The organism is Methanobrevibacter arboriphilus (genome assembly GCF_019669925.1).
Taxonomy (GTDB): Archaea; Methanobacteriota; Methanobacteria; order Methanobacteriales; family Methanobacteriaceae; genus Methanobinarius; species Methanobinarius arboriphilus_A.
This window is the reverse complement of sequence record NZ_AP019779.1, coordinates 1,454,590-1,476,420: the sequence shown is the minus strand read 5'-3', so window position 1 is coordinate 1,476,420 and position 21,831 is coordinate 1,454,590. Positions and strand designations below refer to the sequence as shown.

At 27.6% G+C, this 21,831-nt stretch carries 15 protein-coding genes; 6 read left to right on the top strand and 9 right to left on the bottom strand.

Features of this window, described 5'->3' with window-relative positions; translation table 11 throughout:
• Positions 1–87: 87 nt before the first annotated feature.
• On the bottom strand, positions 88–1,911 hold the full coding sequence (locus MarbSA_RS06405) for a helicase C-terminal domain-containing protein (RefSeq protein ID WP_221061215.1): 1,824 nt from the start codon (positions 1,909–1,911) through the stop codon (positions 88–90).
• 254 nt (positions 1,912–2,165) lie between these two features.
• Here MarbSA_RS06405 and cobI point away from each other — a divergent pair, with 254 nt between their 5' ends.
• Positions 2,166–2,915 carry a precorrin-2 C(20)-methyltransferase gene (gene cobI, locus MarbSA_RS06400; RefSeq protein ID WP_221061214.1) on the top strand — a complete coding sequence of 250 codons (750 nt, stop codon included), beginning with the start codon at positions 2,166–2,168 and terminating at the stop codon, positions 2,913–2,915.
• Positions 2,916–3,155: 240 nt separating this feature from the next.
• On the opposite strand, the gene msvR is transcribed toward cobI, so the two are convergent.
• Complete coding sequence (msvR, locus tag MarbSA_RS06395) at positions 3,156–3,959, bottom strand: transcriptional factor MsvR (RefSeq protein ID WP_042702816.1); 804 nt, start codon at positions 3,957–3,959, stop codon at positions 3,156–3,158.
• Between the two features lie 675 nt (positions 3,960–4,634).
• Here msvR and MarbSA_RS06390 point away from each other — a divergent pair.
• From MarbSA_RS06390 to MarbSA_RS06375, 4 genes are all read left to right on the top strand, one after another.
• Positions 4,635–5,867 carry an FprA family A-type flavoprotein gene (locus tag MarbSA_RS06390; protein ID WP_054835780.1) on the top strand — a complete coding sequence of 411 codons (1,233 nt, stop codon included), beginning with the start codon at positions 4,635–4,637 and terminating at the stop codon, positions 5,865–5,867.
• A 170-nt stretch (positions 5,868–6,037) separates the two neighbouring features.
• Positions 6,038–6,451 carry a ferritin-like domain-containing protein gene (locus tag MarbSA_RS06385; protein ID WP_221061213.1) on the top strand — a complete coding sequence of 138 codons (414 nt, stop codon included), beginning with the start codon at positions 6,038–6,040 and terminating at the stop codon, positions 6,449–6,451.
• A gap of 574 nt (positions 6,452–7,025) precedes the next feature.
• A complete protein-coding gene (locus MarbSA_RS06380) occupies positions 7,026–7,403 on the top strand; it encodes a putative zinc-binding protein (RefSeq protein WP_054834773.1) in 378 nt (125 codons plus the stop codon).
• A 61-nt stretch (positions 7,404–7,464) separates the two neighbouring features.
• Positions 7,465–8,148, top strand: a complete 684-nt coding sequence (locus MarbSA_RS06375; RefSeq protein WP_156314575.1) for a DUF166 family protein — start codon at positions 7,465–7,467, stop codon at positions 8,146–8,148.
• 174 nt (positions 8,149–8,322) lie between these two features.
• Here the strand turns inward: MarbSA_RS06375 and MarbSA_RS06370 are convergent, their stop codons facing one another.
• The 5 genes from MarbSA_RS06370 to MarbSA_RS06350 all read right to left on the bottom strand — a co-directional run bounded on the left by MarbSA_RS06370 (position 8,323) and on the right by MarbSA_RS06350 (position 18,488).
• On the bottom strand, positions 8,323–9,480 hold the full coding sequence (locus MarbSA_RS06370) for a site-2 protease family protein (RefSeq protein ID WP_042702811.1): 1,158 nt from the start codon (positions 9,478–9,480) through the stop codon (positions 8,323–8,325).
• Positions 9,481–9,726: 246 nt separating this feature from the next.
• Complete coding sequence (locus tag MarbSA_RS06365) at positions 9,727–10,962, bottom strand: molybdopterin molybdotransferase MoeA (protein ID WP_221061212.1); 1,236 nt, start codon at positions 10,960–10,962, stop codon at positions 9,727–9,729.
• A 174-nt stretch (positions 10,963–11,136) separates the two neighbouring features.
• A complete protein-coding gene (purL, locus tag MarbSA_RS06360; RefSeq protein ID WP_221061211.1) occupies positions 11,137–13,359 on the bottom strand; it encodes a phosphoribosylformylglycinamidine synthase subunit PurL in 2,223 nt (740 codons plus the stop codon).
• 72 nt (positions 13,360–13,431) lie between these two features.
• Positions 13,432–16,920, bottom strand: a complete 3,489-nt coding sequence (gene ileS / locus MarbSA_RS06355; protein ID WP_221061210.1) for an isoleucine--tRNA ligase — start codon at positions 16,918–16,920, stop codon at positions 13,432–13,434.
• Positions 16,921–17,282: 362 nt separating this feature from the next.
• On the bottom strand, positions 17,283–18,488 hold the full coding sequence (locus MarbSA_RS06350) for a methionine adenosyltransferase (protein ID WP_221061209.1): 1,206 nt from the start codon (positions 18,486–18,488) through the stop codon (positions 17,283–17,285).
• 571 nt (positions 18,489–19,059) lie between these two features.
• Here MarbSA_RS06350 and MarbSA_RS06345 point away from each other — a divergent pair.
• Positions 19,060–19,446: a DUF192 domain-containing protein gene (locus MarbSA_RS06345; protein WP_348531742.1), complete on the top strand. Its 387-nt coding sequence runs from the start codon at positions 19,060–19,062 to the stop codon at positions 19,444–19,446.
• Positions 19,447–19,686: 240 nt separating this feature from the next.
• Here MarbSA_RS06345 and MarbSA_RS06340 read toward each other — a convergent pair whose 3' ends face one another.
• Positions 19,687–20,403, bottom strand: coding sequence for a dihydromethanopterin reductase (acceptor) (locus MarbSA_RS06340; RefSeq protein WP_502306556.1), 717 nt, complete (start codon positions 20,401–20,403; stop codon positions 19,687–19,689).
• A gap of 23 nt (positions 20,404–20,426) precedes the next feature.
• Positions 20,427–21,695 (bottom strand): serine hydroxymethyltransferase, encoded by a 1,269-nt coding sequence (glyA, locus tag MarbSA_RS06335; RefSeq protein ID WP_221061208.1) that lies wholly within the window; start codon positions 21,693–21,695, stop codon positions 20,427–20,429.
• Positions 21,696–21,831 lie beyond the last annotated feature (136 nt).

The following is a 21,831-nucleotide window of genomic DNA, read 5'->3' as shown; positions in this document are numbered from 1 at the left end:
TTCTTTTAAAAAAAGTAAAAAATATGAAAAAATTTTATAAATATACAAAAATAACTTTTTAAAACAAAAATAAATATATTAAATCAATTAATCTTTAATGATAGCCTCTTTAAAAAACTCAGGGACCAGAGATCTATATAATGGACTTTTAAATAAAATATCTATATCCCCATCAAGAATATAAGTGTAGCAGGAATCATCTTCAGCTCGCATACCCCTTCCATAGGCTTGCATCAATGTCATTACAGTTTTATATGCATACCATCTTCTATCCCTTTTCATACGCATATTAACCTGTTCATCACCTAAATAAGGAAAAGGAACCTTATAAATAACCTGAAACCTACATTTATCATAAGGTAAATCCACTCCTTCACTCATAGAAGGACTAGTTAAAACAAGAGGATCTTCACTTTTCTCAAAATGATTTAAAACACGTTCTCTATTAGCAGAAGTGTGAGAAATTAATCTTGAATTAGGCATTTTTTTAATAATATATTCTTGACACTTATAGCTATTTGTATGAATTAAACCTTTATCATTCTTGTGTTTCTTTAATATAGCTTCAAGAATAGGTAAAGTTTTAGGAGCACTTCTTTTAATTCTATTAGAAGACATTTTACCAGCAATATTTAGTTCAATAGGTCTTTGACTAGGAGGAAAAGGACTATCAACTTTAATATGATAAACCTCATTAGGATTTAAACCAAGCCACTTAGAAAACATTTTATGAGATAAAATAGTTGCACTTAAAAAAATACAAACTTCTCCATGTTTAAATAAATAATCTTTTGCATATTGATGAACTCTAAGTGGTTTAAATGAAACACCATCAGATAAAGGATCAATAATCCAATTTTTAGGCTCATTTTCAAGATTTTCTCTCAATTGTTTTAGTCGTGAAATTGTAGAATTAATTCTGTCTGCTTTGTTTTTTGGAAGGTCTTTAAGTTCAATATCACGATAAGCATCTTTAATTGCGTCAATTTCCATTATCCAATCTTTATAATCCTTTTCTTTAAGTATATTAGGGTTAATGACCTTTTTAATATCTTTTTTAAGTCTTCTATTGTATAAAGTGAGTTCCATCGTATTCATTAATTTGTTTTCAATATTATGAGCTTCATCAAGAATTAAAAGATTTCTAGGAGCAAAATGCTTTACATAGTTTAATTCAAGAATAGCATAATCATAATTCATTAAAGTAATAGGAGAGTTAATAGCATTAGATTTTTGTTGCCAATAATGACAATGTTCTTCAGATTGATAAAAAACAGAGCCTCCAAATTGATCTTCAAAAGCTTCTGAACCAGTTAAATTAGGAGTTTTAGAAATACCAAATTTACAAAAAAAGTTTTTGGAAGTAGGAGTAGTTTTACAAGTTCCAACATCACATGTAGAATCTAAATCATCGTTCAAACAATAAAAATTTCCCCTGCCCTTTACCATTGGGAATTTAAATTCATTAAAATATTGAGACTGTAATTGTTTAGTCATAGTAAGAATATATGCTGACTGATACATTTTAGCTAATGTAGTAGCTATCGCTGACTTTCCAGTTCCAGTTCCTGCCTCGAGAATTATATATTTATATCCATTTTCAATAGCTTCATTAATATCAGATATAATTTCAAGTTGACCTTTTCTTGGAGAAGAAAAAGGGAAATTTTCAATTATTTCATTATCAATATTTGGAAATTCTTTTTTTAATTCATTGATTCTTTCTTCTGTAATAGAAGTTTCTCCAATAGAATAAGAATTATCTATGTTAATTGAACTCATATTTACTATATTAGATGAGATATCATTAGAATCTATTGAATAATTAGATTTAAGGTTTTTTTGTGTTATTCCACAAACACAGTTATTTTTTAGCATTCCACAATTTGGACAAAATAAAGAATTTGACATCAAAAGTATATTAGTGATAGGAGTATAAATAAATTATAGTTAATGGTTATGAAAAATAATATTTGTTTTAAAAATTTGTTATTAATAGCTAAAATTACTTATTTATAACTTAACTAAAAGTAATTATATAAATAAATTTGTAGTTAATCATCTGTTATTATTAATAAGTCTAGAAAGAATTAATATGTCTAAAAAGACTAATTTTATAACCAAATTTATTTTAATCCAATGAAAAAATAGAAAATGGTGTTTTATTGACATTACAAAAAGGTAAATTATTCGGAATTGGTATCGGACCTGGAGACTACGAACTCTTAACAATAAAAGCTTTAAAAGTTCTAAAAAATGTACCAATTATATGTTCTCCTAGATCTGCACCAAAAAAAGAAAGTATAGCCCTTTCAATCATTAATCCGATTATAAAAAAAAGAGAGAATGGAAAGAGCGAATATAACTATGAAGATGATAATCTTAAAAATCAAACCTCAAGTTTAAAAATTTTAGAACCTGTTTTCCCTATGACTGAAGACAAAAAAACTTTAGAAAAACATTGGGACGAAGCTTCTGAATTGATATCTAAATATTTAAATAAAGGATTAGATGTTGCATTTATTACATTAGGTGATCCATCAATATACAGTACATTTTCCTATGTCCAGAAAAGATTGGAAAAAAGTTTCAAAATAGAGGTAATTCCTGGAATTAACTCATTTACAGCTTGTGCCTCAAGTATTGGTAAACCATTGGTCGAAAAAGATGAAATTTTAATGATAATTCCAAAAATAGATGATAGAATTGAAAAGCTACTTAAGGAAGGAGATAGCTTTGTTTTAATGAAAACATCCAGAAATACTGAAGAATTAGAAAATATAATATATGAACAAAGAGGAGAAAAAGAAATTACTTCTGTTCAAAACTGTACAATGGAAAATGAAAAAATAATAGAAGGATTTCCAAAAAACAAACCCTATTTAACAACAACTATATTAAAGTTAAAAAAATAAATAATCTGAAAATTAGTTATTAATAAATCTAAAAAGTAATTAGTTATTAATCTAAGAATTATTAGTAATTAACTAAAATTAATTATTAACTAATCAAAAAAGTAATAATTGATTAATCTAAGAATTATTATTAATTAATATAAAAAATAATAATTATTAATTAGATATAATAAATCCTTAAAAATAAATATTAGATATAATCCAATTATTTAAAACAAAATATTATAATTATTAGAAATCTTATTCTAAAGTTTCTACTTCAAAAACACAACAATTATCGCCCATTGTAAAACATTTTGTTTCGATGACCTTTACTTCTTTTTTTAAGAAAGAAGATAAAGTAGCTTCAATTATACCAGCATCTAAATAGCATGCAGGTTTTCCAGTTTTAGGGAGCAGTCCACATTCAAAACAATCATAAGCAGTAATTTCTATTTTTTCTCCGAGTTTAAGCTCTAAACGACCTAATCCATAATCTTCCCAAAATTCTTTTAAGTTTTTAATAAAGACATCTATATCATCAGCTTTAATTTGTTCATATAAAGCTAACCCTATACGACGACCAGATTCATAAAGTATTGGATTAATATTAAATCCTTCTTGAATTAATGTCGATCTAAATGTGTGAAATAAGAGATGTGAAAAATTAAATTTGCCATCTTTATCTATTTCTTTATTTACAATATTTTCTAACAAAAAGCTAGTTTTTTGTTCTTCAAGTTCAAATGGCTCAGGAGGTTCAATTTCCCCTAAAAATCTTGAATTTATATAGAATATTTTTCTTCTTTGATCATCTGGATCAAATTTAAAAGAGATGACACCATCATTTCGTAAAGATTTTAAATGAACAGAAATTGTTGATTTAGATTTGCCAGTATTTTTAACGATTTCGTCAAATTCCATCTCATTATCTTTTAACATTGATAGTATAACAAGTTTTACAGGGCTTTTAATTACATTGACCCCTATTTCCTTATGACCTTTGGAAAAAATTTGAATAGGTTTTTGTTTTTTTGCTTCAGTGATTTTATCAGTAAAATCCATATTTATACCCCTTATTATAAATATGACATCAATTATTATTAAATTATTATTAAATTATTATTAGACTGATTTTTAATATTATTTAAAATTCTTAATATTACTTAAAGTTCTTAATATTCATTTAAATTTTTATAATCTTAACAGTGCCATATAAGTATTAAAATTAGCATGATAGAACTATATATGTGTATTTATTCTATTTTAATATTGAAAGAATATATAGTTTTATCTATAAAAAGAAGTATATAAATCTTTTTCTTGCAAAATATAAATAATTAATAAAGGTTAGATAAGTTTATAGTAAATAATAATTAGATAATATCCCAGTAAATCTAAAAAACAATGTTTAATTATGTTTTAAATTAAAATAAATCCTATTGAAGATACTTATTAAAATAAAACAGTTCGTGAATATTGGAAATATAATTAAAATATATATAATATTATTTTTAATTATATATAAACATATTATATATAAAGTTATTTGAATTATAAAAACAAAGCATACTATAAAATAAAACCTATTATACGATAAAGGACATTGAAAAAACAACATTTAAATATAAGTTCCTCTAAATATGTTCATATCCATACGAACAATATATTAATATTAATAAACTATTAGAAATAAAAATATTAATGTTAATAAAATATTAGATAACTGGAGATAATAAAATGAAAGCAAAAGCAACAAAAATAGCTGATAGAGTATACTGGATAGGAGTTCTTGACTGGGATTTAAGAAGTTATCATGGATATACTTTAGATGGAACAAGTTACAATGCATATTTAGTTTTTGGTGATGAAAAAGTAGCCTTGATAGATAATGCTTATCCAGGGAAAACAGAAGAACTAATGGCTCGTGTAGATGATGCATTTCAACAAGAAGGAAAAACCGATGGTGAATCTAAAGTAGATGTAATTATACAAAATCATGTTGAAAAAGATCATAGTGGTGTTTTAGTAGATATTCACAGGAGATATCCAGAAGCCCCAATTTATTGTACTGAAATAGCTGTAAAAGGATTGAAAAGACATTATCCTAAAATTAGTGAAGCAGAATTTATCACTGTTGGAACAGGAGATACATTAGATCTTGGTGGTAAAACTTTAGCATTTTTAGATGCATTCTTGCTCCACTGGCCAGACAGTATGTTTACATTATTCTTAGAAGAAGGAATATTATTCCCAAATGATGCATTTGGTCAACATTTATGCTATTCAAAACGTTTCGATCATGAAATACCAGAACATATTTTAATGGATGCTACCAAAAAATTCTATGGAAACCTCATAGTACCCCTATCTAAACTAGTTTTAAAGAAGTTTGAAGAGGTTACAGAGCTTGGATTACTTGAACAGATAAAAATGATAGCTCCTTCACATGGACAAATATGGACAGACCCTATGAAAGTTATTGGTGCATATAGTGATTGGGCAACTGGAAAGTGTAAAGATAAGGTAACAATAGTATATGATACTATGCATTATTCCACACAAAAAATGGCTCATGAAATAGCTGAAGGAGTAATGGCAGAAGGATATGAAGTTGAAATGTTCTTTTTACATGAAGATGAAAGAAGTGAAATAGTTAAAAGTATATTAGATAGTAAAGCTATAGCTATTGGAGTTCCTACAATCAATAATGAACCTTACCCAAGTATTGGAGATTTAATGTACTATTTAAAAGGTTTAAGCTTTGAAAGAACAGGAATTGAAAGGAAAGCTATAACTTTCGGTTCCATGGGTGGAAAAGGAGGAGCACCAGAAATTTTAGCTAAAGATTTAGGAGAATATGGATTTGATGTTGTAGATAGCTATGAAGTATATTATGTTCCTGATGAAGAAGAAAATGAATCTTGTTTCAAGTTAGGGCAAAAATTAGTTGAAGAAGCTAAAAAATTATAATAATAAAAAAATCAATTTACAAAAAAATTTGTATAAATCTATTATAAAGAAGTTTAAAATAAAATAAAAAGATATAATAATAACAAACTTCATAATATTTACATAAATTAAAAATTATACATGTAAAACCAAAATATTGAGTTTAAAAAATATATATACGAGGAGAAAAAATGCCAAAGTATGAACATAAAATAGGTGTAACTAAAGGAACAGATTTAGAGAAAGAAGTAAAAGCAAATTTCATGGGAGAAACCCAAGAAGTTGGAATGTACTTAGCTATGTCTAGACAAGCTTCTAGAGAAGGATATGGGGAATTAGCTGAAGTTTTTAAAAGACTTGCATGGGAAGAAGCTGAGCATGCTGCTAGATTTGCAGAGATGAATGGAGTTATAAAGCCAACCCTAAAAGAAAATGTTGAAATGATGTTAGAAGGGGAATTAATGGCTAATAAAGAAAAAAGAGCTGCTGCTGAGAAAGCTGGAGATTGTAAACTCGAAGATCCTTGTGATTTCTTTAAAGAAAGTTCTAAAGACGAAGGTCGTCACGCTAAAATATTAGAAGGGATATTAGAAAGATATTTCTAAATAAATCTTAGAAAGCTCATTCTAAATTTATTTTAAATATTTCTGAATATTTCTAAATATGTTAAAAAATTTAAATATATTATAAATATATTTTTATTATTTTATCTATTTTTATTTCTTTATAATTTATTATAATATATATTATTATAACTCATATTATAATTCATTTTAATTATAGCTTATATCCTATTATATCTTATATTCTATTAAGCTTATATCTTATTATAGCTTATATTCTATTATGTTACGTTTTATTATAACTTACGTTCTATTATATAATTATAGTAATATTTAACTATAATTTTTCATTATAACTTATTTAATACTTTTATTTTAAATTCATAACCATTTACTTCGCTTTAATCAAAAGCTAATTATATATTAACTTCTAATTTTTTATATTATCCAATTTTCTAATTAAACTTTAATAATGAATCATTAATAATAGTTATTAATATTTATTTTAGTAATATGATTATTTTACTAATAAACTATAATATTAACTATCCTAATATTAAACTAGAAAATATTTATAAATATTATAAAATTCTTAAATATAATAGTTGGTGGAAAAATGGAGAATAAAATTTCAATAGCTGCATGTAATGGAATGAGCGCTTTAGGACTTGTTGGTAGAGCTGCATGTAATGATTTATCAACAGAAAATGATAAAACATTGTCTATATGTATTACAGCTACTGCGGCAGATAATCAAGAATTTAATCAAATTATTAAAAAATATCCTATTATAGCTATAAATGGATGTTCAGATGATTGTGTGAACAAAATACTTAAATCAAAAGGTATTGAAACAGAAAAAACTTATAATATAGATAAAATTTTAGAAGAAAAAAGTTTAAAAGTTATAGACCCATCTAGATTAGACTCTGAGGGTGAAAAAGCTGTTAAAGAACTGAAAAATGTGATAGAAGCGGAATTAAAAAAAATGTGAATATTATTTTAATAAATCCTTAAAAATAAACATGATAAAAACTATAAATTAAGAGGATATTATGAATATCAATATAGGTATTATTAGAGATGAGCCCAATCTTGGAGAAAGAGCCTTGAAAACTATAGAAAAAAAGTTTAATGTAGAAATGGTTGATATAGAATCTACAAAAGGAACATTCATAGATGATATAAACATTGATAAAAATACCCTTGAAAAATTAGAGAAGTTTGATTTATTAATAACTTATATAAAACAAGCAGATATGGTCATGGAAATTGTAGAAAAGTTACACGATAAAGTTTCATGGATAATAATTGGAACTTGGCGAGGAGAAGGGTTTAAAAATCAACTTCTAAAATATGAAAATGTTTCTGTTCCTGATGCAATGTGTGAATTAGAAATAGGTAAAAAAAATCCAGTTTTTGATGAATTCACAAGTGTGTTTGGAAAACCAGAAATAAAAGTAAACTGCCAAGGAGAAAAAATAGCTGAAATTGATGTTATAAGAGGATCACCCTGCGGAGCTACCAATTTTATGGCTGAAGACATTTTAGGAGAAAATGTAGATGATATAGAAAATTTAGCTAAAAAAGCAGGTCTTCGAATTCAGCATTACCCTTGTAGAGGACATAAATTGCGATTATTTGCAGACGAAGAGTCTCATAAACAGCTAGCATCTCAACTACATTATGAATCAGTGAAAAAAGCTTTAAAAAATGAAAAAGATGAAAATAAGAAATAATATAAAATAATAAATAAATTATTAAAAAATAAATAAAAACAAAATCAATAGATAAAAAATATTAAAAATGTAAATAAAAAAAAAATAAAAAAAAAATAAAAAAAAAATAAAGAAATTTCATTTTTAAAGTTATAAAAATAAATTTTTATAAATTATATTAAGATATGAGTTATATTAAAATAATCCTCCAGTTAAACCTGCGATTAGACTTATAGCTATTATAAATATCATGAAAGAAGATATAAGAACTATTATAGGCTTTACAATATTTTCAGATAATTTATAGTCTAAAAGCTCTTCAAGCAAATGTCCTCCATCCAATGGTTTCATTGGAAGAAGATTGAACAAACCAATGGCTAAGTTAAGGAATGCAATCCAATTAAACAATTCTAAAAGTGAAAACCAAATCCAAGGAAGTGTATTTCCATAAGTATTAGCTACATTATCATTAATTTGGTAGTTTTTAACAGCTTGAACTCCCATATAACCCAAAGAATTATTATTAGGATTTTTACCAGCGACAAAACTATAATTTCCCCTGTCCGTCGTGACATTAACAGTTTCGCCTGGTTTTAAAGTAGATAAAGCATTTGAATAAGCATTTCCATCTGTAACATTTACTCCATTTAAAGACTCTATTATCATTCCAGTTTGTAAAATGTCATAAGCAGGAGTTCCTTCAAGAACTCTTTCTATTTGAATCCCGTCCTCATGAAATGTTTCAGGAATAACAAAAGAGGAAATAGACATTGTAATTAAAAATGCTACTACAAAAAGAGATATATTGGCTATTGATCCAGCAGCATAAACCCTCATTCTTGAAGTTTTTTCAGCTTTTTTCATATCTTCTTCATCAGGTTCAACAAAAGCGCCTGGAAGAACAGCAAATAATAATAAACCTATTGATTTTATGTTGATTTTTTCTACCCTAGCTAAAATTCCATGAGAAAATTCATGGACAATTAATACAGTTGCAAGAGCAACTATCCCATAAGCAAATGGAATATATATTGGAGAACCTGGAATTTCAACACCAGGAATAACAAGAGAAACAGAAGGAGTTTCAAATACTGTTGAAAGAGATGAAAGAAGTAAATAAGTCATTACAATCATAGCACCAAAAGAAATGAAAATACCAACATTCATAAACCATCGCCAAAACTTTGGAGAAATATTAGCTAATTTATTTATAAATCCTCTAAGTCTTTTAGTTTTCCACATTAAAAGTGGAAAATTTACTTCTAATCCATGACTAGTAAGTTTATTCTTAAAAATTAGGGCAATAGCCCATATAATTGCAAATGCTATTGCATAATACCATAAACCATTCATTATTTCACTCTTTAGCAAAAATAAATTTAATAGATAACTACTAAGTTTAAATAAATCTAAACTATAGAACTATATAAACCTAAATAAGTCTACACAATTTATTCTAAGTAACATATTAACATTATTAATATTGTTATTAGTAATCCTATTATTTAAAATAGAACTACTAAATCAAAAATTATTATAAAAATTATATGAGAATTATTATAAGAATTATTATAAAAGTTATTTTTAAAATATAAAAAATTATTTATTCCAATTCATAGATTCAAAAAAGACCACATCTACAATTTCATCTTTAGAAATACCTTCTTGATTTTCATCAACAATAATATAAGCATTAGCTTCAATCATAGACCTAAGAATTCCAGAACCTCTACTTAAAACAGCTTTAACTTTCTCATCATCAGCATAAGACCTAATAAAGTCAGTACGCCCCAAGTTAGAATATATTTTAACATCAGCTCTTCTTTTCTCTTTTCTAGGGTTAAATTCGATATTTTGCATTTTAAACAAGAAATTCCGAACTAAAGCATCAAATTGCCCCATTGCTGCTACTGGATAACCAGATAACATGAATACTGGAGTATCAGCAACAATACCAAAGCCAACAGGCTTTCCTGGTCTTAATGCAACTCCATGGAACAAAACATCACCAATAGAATCAACAGCATCTACAACAACATCACCTTTACTAATAGCTGTTCCTCCAGTTGTAATAATTAAATCATAATATTTAGAAGAATCTAATAAAGTTTTTTTAACTTCTTCAAATATATCTTTAGCAGAAACAACATCAACATGAGCCCCACAACTTTCAATCATAGAAGATATAACATATTGATTTGAATTGATTATTTGGGCTTTTTCAAGTTTTTTAGTAGGATTGATCAATTCATTACCAGTTATAATCAATTTAACTTTAGGTATTTTATAAACTTCAATATTACTTATACCTGCAGAAGCTATAATTCCCATCTCTTGAGGTCGAATAATAGTTGAATCTTTAACAACTAGATCTCCTGATTTAATATCTTCTCCCTTAAAAGATACATTTTCACCAGGAGTAACTTGAGAATGAATTTCAATAAATTCATCAGAAGATCCTTTACAATTAGTGATAGTATATTCTTCCATCAAAACAGCATCAGCACCTTTTGGAATTGGAGCTCCAGTGGCAATTCTAATAGCTTCTCCAGAATTAATAATTTTATTAGAAAAATCTCCAGCACCAATTTGATCAATGATGCTTAGTTTTTTTATAGCATTTGGAGAAGCACCAAAAGTATCACTAGCAATAACGGCATAACCATCCATAGCTGATTTATCAAAAGGAGGAGAATCGTGAAAAGAATAAACTTCTTCTGATAAAACTCTTAAATATGAATTTTTTAAATCAATAATTTCTGTTTCCATAATTATCTGATTTTTATCAAGGATATCTAATGCATCCTCCATTGGAATTAATTCTGATAAAAACATAAATCCTCCCTAAACAATACAATTTATTATTGAAAAATATAAAAAATATAAAAACATGGGATATTTAGTATTACATTATAAAACTAAATGCTTATTATATAATAAAATTAAATGCTCAGTATCATATAATAAAACTAAAATGTTTAGTATTATTTCATAAAATATGTGTCATGACTATGCCATAAATTGTTCAATTACACCATTATATGCATCTTTTAAATCATTAACAAATATATTAATATTATTATCATTACCCCTTATTTTCAAAGAGTTTCCTTTAACTTCCCCAATACAAGCACAAGGAACATCGATATAATCTAAAACATTCTCTAATTCATCAGATTTAACTGTAACAATATATCTTCCATGACTTTCTGAGAATAATAAGTTATTATCATCAATATCTTCAGAGTTTTCAATAGGAATATTAGATAAATCGATTTCAGCCCCAATTCCACTTGATATTGCCATTTCAGAAAGAGCAATAGCAATTCCTCCGGCAGAACAATCATGAATTGCAGTTACAGTATTATTTGAAATATTTTCAACACTATTAAATTCACCATTATCATTAGCTAAAAGTTTTAAAATAGACTTTGAAGATTTTATTTCATTATCAATTCTAATTTTTGGAGCTTCACCTTGTTCAAGATCATGAACAGCTCTATGATATTCAGAACCATCAATTTCATCATAAGTTGCACCAATAATTAAAATCTTATCTCCTTCATTTTTAAACTCCATAGTTCTAATATTATTAAGGTCAGCTACACCAATAACACCTACAGTAGGAGAAGGATTAATTTTAATGCCTTCAGTTTCATTATAAAAGCTTACATTACCACTAATAACAGGAGTTTCAAATTTTTCAGCTAAATCTGCCATTCCTTTAACACATTGTTTAAACTGCCAAAGTATCTCAGGATTTTCAGGATTTCCAAAATTCAAACAATCAACCACAGCGTAAGGTTCTGCTCCCATTGAAACTACATTCCTAATTGCTTCAGCAACACTTCCAGCACCACCATCATAAGGAGAAAGCTTAGTGTGAATACTATTACAATCACAACTAAGAACAACAGCATTTTCATCATCTATTTTAAGTACAGCAGCATCATCACCAGGTTTTACAACGGTCCTAACTTGAACTTCATGATCATATTGTTTATAAACCCATTTCTTAGTAGCTATATTGGGAGAAGATAATATTTTTAATATAGATTGATCAATCGGTGAATTTTCAACAGCCACATAGTTATCATCTTTTTTTGGAGCTCTGATTTCACGATTTAATGAAGGAGGATCAGCAAGAAGAACAGCAGGCATACTAGCTATTATCTTATTATCCCCATTAACATCTTTTTTAGTAGGATCCTCAACAACCATCAATTTTGTATCAGTGACTTCACCGATGATGGCTCTTGGAAGTTCATACTTATCACAAATAGCAAAAGCTTCATCTACATATTTTGGATTAATAACAAAAACCATTCTTTCTTGAGATTCAGAAAGCATAACTTCATAAGGAGTCATGCCCTCTTCTCTTAAAGGGATTGAATTTAAATCAACTAAAGCACCATTTCCACATTTATCAACAAGCTCAGAAATACAGCAGGTTAGTCCTCCACCACCAAGATCTTTAACTCCAGCAACATCGATATTTTCAAGTATTTCCAAAGAAGCTTCTAAAACTTTCTTTTTTGTAAAAGGATCCCCAACTTGAACAGCAGGCCTATCTTCAATTTCACTATCAGATGTAAGTTCTTCTGAGGCAAATGTAACACCATGAATTCCATCCCTACCAGTTAATCCACCCATTAATAAAAAAACATCTCCTACATTTGGGGCTATTCCCTTAACTATATTATCTTTTTCAACAATTCCTGCACACATAACGTTTACAAGAGGGTTTGTTCTAAAAGATTCATCGAATTCAACTTCTCCACCAACTGTTGGAACACCAACACGATTACCATAATCAGAAATTCCTTTTACAACATGTTCAAAGAGATATCTAGATTTTTGATCTTCAAGAGGTCCAAAACGAAGAGAATCTAAAAGTGCTATTGGCATTGCTCCCATTGAAATAATATCTCGAAGAATACCACCAATTCCTGTTCCAGCCCCACCATAAGGTTCAATAGCTGAAGGATGATTATGACTTTCAATTCCTACTGCAAGAGCTAACTTATCTGTTATAGCAACCATTCCAGCATCATCACCAGGACCTAATATAATGTTTTTCCCTTCAGTAGGGAAAAGTCCAAGTATTGGCCTACTACTTTTATAAGAACAATGTTCAGAAAACATTATATCTAACATTCCCTCTTCCAACTCATTAGGACTTCTTCCAAGCATTTGTTCAATATAATCCATTTCAGAATCTGTTAAAGTCATTAAAAACACATACTCCTCATAAAATTGTTTTTGAATAATATTAATATATTATTAAGCTTCAGCTTTAATAATTTAAACTTCAATTTTAAGAATAATATTTTCATTTTCTATTTTCCACTCTTTAATATATTGTTTTTTATCTTTATTATCTTTATTATCATTATCATTTATAGAAGTTTCATGAATATTTTCAAATAAAATATTATTAGCCCTAACTTCATTTGAGATAAAATGAATTTGAGATGCTATCATAGTTCTAAAATCTTCATCTGCATCAACAGCAACATTAATATTAGCTTCAACATCTAAATCCATATCCTTTCTCATATCTTGGATTCTTCTAATTAATTCCCTTGCCATAGCTTCAGATAATATTTCTGGAGTAATCTGAGTATTAACAAAAACATTTCCTCCATCAAAATCAGAACTAACAATATCTTCAGGAAGTTCATTATCAAATAAAACATCTTCAACTGATAATTCAATTATTTTAATATTTTCTTGTTTTTCATTATTAGAATCTTTTTCATTATTAAAAATAGAAACATTAATCTTTCCATTAGCTTCTAATTCAGATTTAATCTTATTTCCATCATTTTCAGCTAAATATTTCTTAACAAAACCCATGTCTTGTCTAAGTCTAGGTCCAAGAGTTTTTAAATTTGGTTTAGCTATATATTTAACATTTTCAAACTCTTTTGAAGTGATTACTTCTTTAGTATTAGATTGATCTTTAATAACAGATTCAAGATTATTAACAGCTTCAAGAACAAAATCATCATCAGAAACAACTGTAATGTCATTTACAGGCCATCTTAATTTATATTTAGCTACATCTCTTGCTCTTGCACTAGCTTCAATGATTTCTCTTACAATGTCCATTTGGTTTTCAAGGTCAACATCAATTAGATTTTCATCATGCTTCCAATCTTCCATATGAATACTTAGCTTCCCATCAGATTTAGTACCTTTAACTAAATTTTCATAAATATTTTCAGATATATGAGGAGCTATTGGAGCTAAAACTTTAATTAAAAGTTCAATTGCAGTATAAAGTCCATAATATGCACCTAACTTATCAGGATCATCTTTTTCAACCCAAGTTCTGCCTCTTATAAGCCTTACATACCAACGACTAAGATCTTCCAATATGAAACTATTAATCTTTCTTGTAGCTTGATGGAAGAATGCATTACCTAAATCCTCTTCAACATCCCTTAATAATGAATTAGCTTTAGAAATAATCCATTTATCTTCATCTCGAAGAACAACACTATTTTCATCATTTAAATCACAATTTTCTGGATTAAAATTATCAAGAGACATATAAGTTGTTGAAAATACATAAACATTCCAAAGAATATTGAACATCTTTTTTATATTATTAAGTTCGTCCCAAACGAATTTGAGATCATCCCAAGGCTTACTTGCCCATAAAAGATAGAATCTTAAAACATCTGCACCATAATCTTCAATAACATCTTCAGGTTGAACCACATTTCCAAGAGACTTACTCATTTTCTTGCCCATCTCATCAAGGACAAAACCATGCATTAAAACTTTTTTATAAGGTATTTGATCAAATGCAATAACACCAGTGCCAAGTTGTGAATAGAACCAACCTCTTGTTTGGTCGTGCCCTTCAGTTATAAAGTCATATGGGAACCATTCATCAAACATATCCTTTTTTTGAGGGTAATAAAGAGACGCCCATCCAGCCACTCCTGAATCAATCCAAACATCTAATACATCAGGAATACGTCTCATTTCACCATTACATATATTATTTAGGTCATCAGATCCAGTTTTATCATTACTATTACAATCACATTCAAGTGAATCACATTTAATAATTATTTCATCAACATAAGGCCTATGAACTAAATCTTCATCATTAGCTTTAATTTCATTGATAGAATTATCTTTTAATTCTTTTACAGATCCAATAACCTTTATATTTCCACAATCTTCACATACCCAAACAGGGATAGGAATTCCCCAATATCTTTGTCTTGAAATTGTCCAATCTTTTGCATTATCAACCCAATCATGGAATCTTCCTTCACCTGCCCATTTAGGAACCCATTCAACTTTTTCAATTTCAGATAGCATCTTGTCTTTAATTTCAGTTATTTTTAAAAACCATTGCTCTGTAGCTAAATAGATAATCGGAGTTTTACATCTCCAACAAGTTCCATATCTATGTTCTATTGTTTCTTCCTTAAATAAAAGATTTTTCATCTTTAAATCATTGATAATATTTGGATTTGCATCTTTAACAAATTCTCCAAAATATTTGCCTCCAAATTGAGTGAAATTCCCTTCTTCATCAACTGGGCAAAATATTGGAAGATTGAATTGTTTTCCTATTTCAAAATCATCAGGTCCATGTCCGGGAGCAGTGTGAACAAGTCCAGTTCCTTCTCCAAGCTCTACATGGCCTCCTGGTAAAATTGTGTGAACATTAGATGAATATTTATCTTCATTATCTTCATCAAATTTCTTTTGTTCGGGAATTTCATCTAAAAGAGGATATACATAAGATAAACCTTCTAAATCAGAACCTTTAACAATCTTTATAACTTCATAGATAGGTTCTCTAATTTCTTCAATTTCTTTAATAGGTTTTCCATTCTCGTCTACTTCACCAGTATCTTTTTTAACTTTTGTTATTTTTACAGCTGGACCAAATATTGTTTCAACCAAATCACTAGCTAAAATTAATATTCCTTCATTATTTAATATTAAATCATTTGATATTTCATCCCCTTTTTTCTCATTTAAAAATTTAACAAATGAATAATCGAAATCAGGATTCATACAAATAGCCAAATTAGCTGGAAGTGTCCAAGGAGTAGTAGTCCAAACTAAAAAATACTCTTTTAATACATCAGGGTTATCTGCTTTGTTCAATATTGGTTCTGTTGATGGGAATTTAACATATATTGAAGGATCAATTTTATCTTCATAGTCTATTTCAGCAGCAGCTAATGCTGTTTCACATCTTGGACACCAACTAATAACTCTTTTATCTTTTAAAAGAAGATCTTTTTCATGTGCTTTTTTAAGAGTCCACCAACAAGATTCCATGTACTTTGGATCAAAAGTCACATAGGGATCATCCCAGTCCATCCATACCCCAAGATCTTCAAATTGACTTGTCATTGCATCTTTATTTTTCAATGCAAATTCCTTACATTTTGAAACAAAATTAGCTATTCCAATCTCTTCTTCAATCTGTTGTTTATTCTTGATATTGAGTAACTGTTCCACTTTATGTTCAATAGGAAGGCCATGAGTATCCCAACCTGCCTGTCTTCTTAATGAAAAACCTTTCATTGACTTAAATCGAAGATAAGTATCCTTAATAATTTTATTCCAAGCTGTTCCAAGGTGTATTTTTCCACTACAATAAGGAGGACCATCTAAAAAAGAATATTTTGGACCTTCTTCCCTTAATTGGTTTGTTTTAGAATAAACTTGATTTTTAATCCATACCTCTTGGACTTCTTTTTCTATTTTCTTATGTTCATATGATTTTTCTGCCTCTTTTATTGGCATTAGAATTCTCCTTATAATAATGAGTTAAATAAACTTATGATTTAAATAATCTATATAATTAGTAAATAAGCTATATAATTTAAATAAAATTTAATATTTAAGTTTATTAGCTAAGTAAGCTTAAGCTAATAAACTATATGGTTTAAATAAGTTTTAAGATTAAATAATTTTTATGATTAAATAAGATTATTGTTAAATAAACTTTATAAGTAATAATTAAATATTATAGAACAATTAATATTTGCTTAAGTGATTAAACAAAATGTAAAAATAAAACTAAAAATAGATTTAATAATATTAAAATAATGGAAAATAAAAATGTAGATTATCTTTATAACCTACAATTTAATTAAACAATATTCTTAAAATGTCCTTGCTTTGCCTTTTACAACATTTTCTGTTATGGTTGATATATTTTCAAGCCAACTATCCATGACAGAAGCAACTTTTTTACTAACATCATCCATTTTATATCCATCTTCAAGAATTATTTGAGAAGTTGCAGCCTTAGGTTGATCAATAGGTTTACCAATTTGACTCAAAATCATTATATTAATTTGTTTTATTCCTTCAACATTATTAGCTATATCATTAGCCATTTCATTAGATAAAATATTATAAATTTTACCAACATGATTTATAGGGTTTTTACCAGAAGTTGCTTCCATAGACATCGGCCTATTAGGAGTTATAAGACCATTAGCCCTATTACCCCTACCAACAGAACCATCATCACCCATTTCAGCAGAAGTTCCAGTGACTGTTAAATAATAACCTTCTTCTCCCTTAGCATTATCATTATCAGCAGTATTTACAAATACTTCAATCTCCCTATCTGTAACTTGGCTAGCTATATCAAGAGCTACATTTTTCAAGCCTTCACGGACAGCTATATATTCTTCACGGTCAGTAACATATTTTGAGACCATAGCACATGCAATAGTCAAAGTAATTTTATCATTATCACGAAGCCCCATAACTTTAATATCTTCACCAACAGCAGGATTCTTCTTTGTAAAAGCTTTAGAATTTAATAATTCTTCAATAGCTAAGACTATAGTTTCAACTTCTGAAAATGGAGCATAACCTACACCAAAAGAAGTATCATTAGAAGACGGTGCACCATCTCGTTTAAACACGTCAACAAGGTCTCCTGAACCATGTCCTATTTTACATTCAACTACAGCATGAGATTCTACTTCAAGATTAGGAATATATTCATCTAAATAAGTTTTAGCAGCATCAATAGCTACTACATCAACTGGTAACTTTTTACCTTCATATTCAGAAACTCCACGACCTGTAAGAAGGAAATCAATAGGCTTAATTACATCTCCTCCTCCAAAAATAGGATTCGATTCACCTGCAGTTATTTGAACTTCATCAGTATTGTGGTGGAGTACTCCTCCAAATTCATCCATATAAAGTTTACAAAGAGCTCGACTTACAGACTCTGCAATTCCATCACTAATACTGTCAGGATGACCAATTCCTTTCCTTTCTACAATTTCAATGTCTAATTTTTCTATTGGTGTTTGGTTGAGCTTTTCAACAATGATATTTCTCATAAAAACCCTCACATAAGATTTTAGTAAAGTATTAAAGATCAATCTATTTATTAATTTTAGTTATTAATTTTTATTAACCTTAAGATTTAAATTTTAAGATCTGATAGTTTAAATAGTATATATAGATATAATTTAACTTTCTATATTATCTTTTTGATAAGATAATAAATAAATGTTAGTATTATAAGTATTAATAATATAAAAATTAATAATAAAACATAGAATATAATGAGATATATAATATAACAAGACGTAAGATATGATAGATAATAAAATATAACATTATAATATCATACAAATAATTAATTTAATTTTAACACTTAAAAACTTTTATAAATTTTTCAAAATTAATGAAGTGGAAGTATTTATTAAAAGTTTATGAATAGTAAAAATTGATTATTAATATGAAGTTAATCAATAATATGAAAGTCGATTAAAAATATGAAAATTGATTAAATATAAAAGTTGATTAAATATGAAGATTGATTAACAATATTAAAATATGAATAATATGGAAATTGACAAATAATACAATATTCTATAATAACATAATTTATAGAAGGTGATTTAGATAAACAATAAAACTATTTTAATAAAAGAAAAAAACAAAACACAGGAAAAAATAGTTTTAGGCCCTATAAAATTTGCAAATAATTTTTTATCTAGATTCCAAGGACTGATGTTTAAAAAAGAATTAGAATATATTTTTGTTATGAAAACAGCTAATTCTAATGTTAAAATCTATTCTTCAATACATACATTTTTTATGAGAATAAATATTGATGTTATTTTTTTAAATGAGGAAAAAAAAGTTATAGAAATAGCAAATATTTCACCTTGGAAGTTTTATAACCCCAAAAATAAAGCTCATTATATTTTAGAATTAAAAGAAGGAAGTATTAAAAAATATAAAATAAAGATTGGAGATAAATTAGATTTTTTTTGTGAGTCTGTATAATAAGTATATCGACTATATTTTTAGATAATAGTATATTAATTAATAATTATTAATTATAATTACTTATATTGAGTATAATAGTTATATTGGCTATATTTAGATAATAGCTATTATATAATTATATTAATTATAATTATATATGCTGATTAATCTATCTGATTAACCTATAATGATCAGGATATTTATATTGTGAATATTTTATATCAATTATGATACCTATATCAATTATTAGATTAGATTTTAGATTATATTAGATATAAACTCAGCAATTTCATTAGGATGTTTTAAAACATCAATATCTTCCATTAAAACTAACTTATGAGTGTTTTCAATATCTATTTCCCTCATATGAATAGTGATTAATTTTCCAGCTTTTATAGCATTAAATGGACATGAATCTTGGCAATCACCACATCCAACACACTTAAGTAAATCAATTTCCTGTTTAGCTATTATTGCCTCTTGAGGACAAGATTTAGATGCTTCACACTCATCACAATCTGCACAACTTTCAAGATCTAACTTAGATGGAAGAATTGTTTCAACATCTCCCTTTTCCATGTCCACTGGAATAACAATAGTTTTAACTCCACCTTTTCCAGCTTGAGCAACAGAATTTGTAACAAGAGTATCAGAAATTCCATGAACTATTTTAGCAACAGTATTAGAGGTAGTAGGAGAAACAATTAAAAGATCATACTTTCCTAGAGAAAAACGTCCAGAAATAGGATAACTAAAACTTTGATCGCTTTCTAAAGCTAATTCTTTATAATATCCCCCTGTAATAGCAGCAACTCTTTCAAAAAGACCATACATATTTAAAACTTCTTCTCCAGCATTAGAAAGTAAAATTGTTATCTTATTATCCTTAGATAACTCTTCCATTACTGCAACACTTTCATCTAATAAATGTCCAGCTCCAGTTATTGCCCATCCAATACGCATTTTTAACTCCATATCATTTAAATTATTTCTAAATATTAGAATTGGATATATTTATAAGCTTCTGATTCCTCAAAGGCATAATGAACTTTAGTATAATCATTCATAAATTCACTAACTTCATCTTTAACATAAACTTTATCCATACAAACTCTCATTATAAATTCAGCAATATCAGACATCTGAGATTCTTTCATACCTCTTCTTGTAATCTCTTGAGTACCCACTCTAATACCAGAAGGATCATCAGATCTATTAACATCATCCCATGGAAGGAGATTTTTATTTAAAATAATATTATTAGATTCTAAATCTTTAGCTAAAGAAGAGGCTCTACCAATATTAGAAACATCAAAACCTACTTGATGAGATTCTGTAAATCCTTGATCTTCACAAAGAACATTGAAACCATATTCATTTAAAGCTTGAGCTAAAGCTTTAGCATTTTTAATAGTTTGACTAGCATAATTTTCACCAAATTCAAGCATTTCAGCTGTTGCTATTCCAAGCCCAGCTACATGATGAAGATGATGATTACTAACAACACCAGGGAAAACCGCCTCATCAATTTTTTTAGCATACTCTTCTTTAGTTAAAATAATACCTCCTTGAGTTCCAGGAAATGTCTTATGAGTACTACCCATCAAAACATCAGCACCTTCACGAAGAGGATCTTGGAATTTTCCACCAGCAATAAGGCCTAAAACATGAGCACCATCATACATGATTTTAGCTCCAACTTCTTGAGCAGCTTCGTATGCCTCTTTAACAGGATGGGGGAAAAGGAATAAACTACCACCGAAAAGAATTATTTTAGGCTTTATTTCAAGAATCTTCTTATTCATTGCATCAACATCAATAGTCATTGATTTTTCATCAAAAGGATGTTGATGTACTTTAAGGCCCCTTATACCAGCAGCACTTACATTTGCATGGCTAATATGTCCACCTACTGGAACTTCGAGAGCCATTATAGAGTCTCCTGGCTTTGAAAAAGTAAAAAATGCTGCAAGATTAGCTACAACACCAGATGTTGGTTGAACATTTACATGTTCTGCTTTATAAAGTTTTTTTGAAAGACGTATAGTAATTGATTCAATATCATCAATATATTTACAACCTTCATAAAGCCTTTCACCACATTTACCTTCAGCATATCTATGAGAAAGATCTGAAGCCATTGCAGATTGTACTTGAGAGCTAGTTATATTTTCACTAGCAATAAGATTTATACTATTTTTCATCCAATCATTGTGATCTTTCATCAATTTTTGAATTTCAGTAACATTGCTTTCATTTTCAAACATTTATACACCTATATAATGAATATTAAAAATTAATACTCCTTGAAATTGTATTTAATAATAAAATATTTAATAATAAAACTTACTATTAATTTATCAAAATGATAATTTTATAAATTTTAAGATATATCATATTAAG

What these genes read in the sequence shown, in the direction of transcription:
- MarbSA_RS06350 (WP_221061209.1), bottom strand. Translation starts at nt 18,488, where the DNA reads ATGAGAAATATCATTGTTGAAAAGCTCAACCAAACACCAATAGAAAAA.
- MarbSA_RS06365 (WP_221061212.1), bottom strand. Translation starts at nt 10,962, where the DNA reads ATGTTTTTATCAGAATTAATTCCAATGGAGGATGCATTAGATATCCTT.
- MarbSA_RS06385 (WP_221061213.1), top strand. Translation starts at nt 6,038, where the DNA reads ATGCCAAAGTATGAACATAAAATAGGTGTAACTAAAGGAACAGATTTA.
- ileS (WP_221061210.1), bottom strand. Translation starts at nt 16,920, where the DNA reads ATGCCAATAAAAGAGGCAGAAAAATCATATGAACATAAGAAAATAGAA.
- MarbSA_RS06405 (WP_221061215.1), bottom strand. Translation starts at nt 1,911, where the DNA reads ATGTCAAATTCTTTATTTTGTCCAAATTGTGGAATGCTAAAAAATAAC.
- MarbSA_RS06340 (WP_502306556.1), bottom strand. Translation starts at nt 20,403, where the DNA reads ATGGAGTTAAAAATGCGTATTGGATGGGCAATAACTGGAGCTGGACAT.
- MarbSA_RS06390 (WP_054835780.1), top strand. Translation starts at nt 4,635, where the DNA reads ATGAAAGCAAAAGCAACAAAAATAGCTGATAGAGTATACTGGATAGGA.
- msvR (WP_042702816.1), bottom strand. Translation starts at nt 3,959, where the DNA reads ATGGATTTTACTGATAAAATCACTGAAGCAAAAAAACAAAAACCTATT.
- MarbSA_RS06370 (WP_042702811.1), bottom strand. Translation starts at nt 9,480, where the DNA reads ATGAATGGTTTATGGTATTATGCAATAGCATTTGCAATTATATGGGCT.
- glyA (WP_221061208.1), bottom strand. Translation starts at nt 21,695, where the DNA reads ATGTTTGAAAATGAAAGCAATGTTACTGAAATTCAAAAATTGATGAAA.
- MarbSA_RS06375 (WP_156314575.1), top strand. Translation starts at nt 7,465, where the DNA reads ATGAATATCAATATAGGTATTATTAGAGATGAGCCCAATCTTGGAGAA.
- MarbSA_RS06380 (WP_054834773.1), top strand. Translation starts at nt 7,026, where the DNA reads ATGGAGAATAAAATTTCAATAGCTGCATGTAATGGAATGAGCGCTTTA.
- purL (WP_221061211.1), bottom strand. Translation starts at nt 13,359, where the DNA reads ATGACTTTAACAGATTCTGAAATGGATTATATTGAACAAATGCTTGGA.